Annotated in this window: 4 protein-coding genes; 3 read left to right on the top strand and 1 reads right to left on the bottom strand. The window is 58.5% G+C overall.

Translation table 11 applies throughout. The features are described from left to right. The 3 genes from VHB22_RS12260 to VHB22_RS12250 all read left to right on the top strand — a co-directional run. On the top strand, positions 1-362 hold a 362-nt coding region (locus VHB22_RS12260; RefSeq protein WP_325457264.1), incomplete at its 5' end, for a hypothetical protein. Positions 363-463: 101 nt separating this feature from the next. Next, positions 464-634 (top strand): hypothetical protein, encoded by a 171-nt coding sequence (locus tag VHB22_RS12255; RefSeq protein WP_325457263.1) that lies wholly within the window; start codon positions 464-466, stop codon positions 632-634. A 116-nt stretch (positions 635-750) separates the two neighbouring features. Beyond that, a complete protein-coding gene (locus tag VHB22_RS12250; RefSeq protein WP_325457262.1) occupies positions 751-1,302 on the top strand; it encodes a Fic family protein in 552 nt (183 codons plus the stop codon). 12 nt (positions 1,303-1,314) lie between these two features. Here VHB22_RS12250 and VHB22_RS12245 read toward each other — a convergent pair. Further along, a partial coding sequence (locus tag VHB22_RS12245) for a hypothetical protein (RefSeq protein ID WP_325457261.1) occupies positions 1,315-1,519 on the bottom strand: 205 nt, incomplete at its 5' end.

Below are 1,519 nucleotides of genomic sequence, written 5' to 3'. Positions count from 1 at the left end.
TCCACGCCGCCGATCCGGCGAAGCTGTCGAAGTTCTATGCCGATGTGTTCGGCTGGCGGATCACGCATATGCCGCAGTTCGACTATTACCTCATCGACACCGGCGACAATGACGGGCCGGGCATCAATGGCGGTTTCGTCAAGCGCATGGGCGGCGGCGCGGCGGTGGGCGCGCCTGTGAACGCATTCGTCTGCTCTCTCGGCGTGAAATCCGTCGACGATGCGGTTGCGAAAGCAACGGCCGCCGGCGCGCAGATCGCCCTTCCCAAGATGGCGATCCCCGGCGTCGGCTGGCAGGCCTATATCCGCGATCCCGACGAGAACATCGTCGGGCTGCATCAAGCGGACCCGGGCGCGCGGTGAACCGGTATCGGCTTTCTAGTGGGAACCTCTAGATCGAGATACTATCTATTATTTAGCGAATGATCGGATTAGAATCTCGCCTGCGAAGGAGGATTCGATCCATGGCTGAGTTGGATAAGCTGATCGCGCTGGCGCGAGAGATAAAGATGACCCCAACCGAGTTGGAAGCCCAGCGGCGCAGCTTCGCCTATGGGAATGCTGGATTCGAGAATGAACGCATCACTCGCGCCATGATCGACGAGCAGGCGGAGAAGCTCGAAAAAGATAAATGAGCGTGGACGACCGGCACGAGCTTCGCCATAGCAAAGCTGATGCTCCAAGAGTCTTACTGTCCGGACAAGAGCGAGCCGAACGCGAAGCGCGCAACGCGCTGCTACAGACAGCGCGGATGGAAGAGATGGTCGAGGCTTACGTCTCGGACCCCGAACGCGAGTTTCGGCTCAGACCTTCAGTCATATTAGACCTCAACCGATTGGCGATCGACGAACTAGATGCATTTGCCGGAAATTGGCGCCCCGGGTCCGTTATGATTTCCGGAAGCAAACATCAGCCTCCCGCCGCACACTTAGTTCCTGGGCTGGTCGAGCAGATGTGCGACTACGTTAATGATAACTGGGCGATGCGCGCAACGCATCTTGCGGCATATGTTATGTGGCGAATGAATTGGATACACGCCTTTACTGACGGTAATGGCCGAACGGCCCGTGCTGTGTCCTATCTGGTGTTATCGATTCGTTTGAGAATGAAGATTCCTGGGACGCCGACGATTCCGGAAATGATCATCGACAATCGCGAGCCTTACTACGAAGCTCTCGAACAAGCGGACCAATCGCTGGACAAGGGCGCCGTCGATCTGTCCAAGATGGAACGCCTTCTGGAATCGCTGCTCGCAAGACAGCTCTTAACCGTGGTCAGCGAGGCGTCTGGGAAAGCATACTAGTACTTGAACTATTCAAGGCCGCGCGGCATTCGCCGTGGCCGCGGCCGCGTTCACCGGCTCGGCGTTGAGGCCGGATTGCGTCATCGTCACCTTGTAGACCGCGCCGTCCGCATTCGGCATATAGGCGGCCGAACCGAAGCGCCGCTGCTCGGCATAGGACTGATCGATCAGCCAGAACAGCCAGGAGCGCGGCACGTAATCGTTCACCGCCGGCGGC

This window comes from Hyphomicrobium sp. (genome assembly GCF_035548195.1).
Taxonomy (GTDB): domain Bacteria; phylum Pseudomonadota; class Alphaproteobacteria; order Rhizobiales; family Hyphomicrobiaceae; genus Hyphomicrobium_B.
This window is presented reverse-complemented; position numbering and strand designations above follow the sequence as displayed.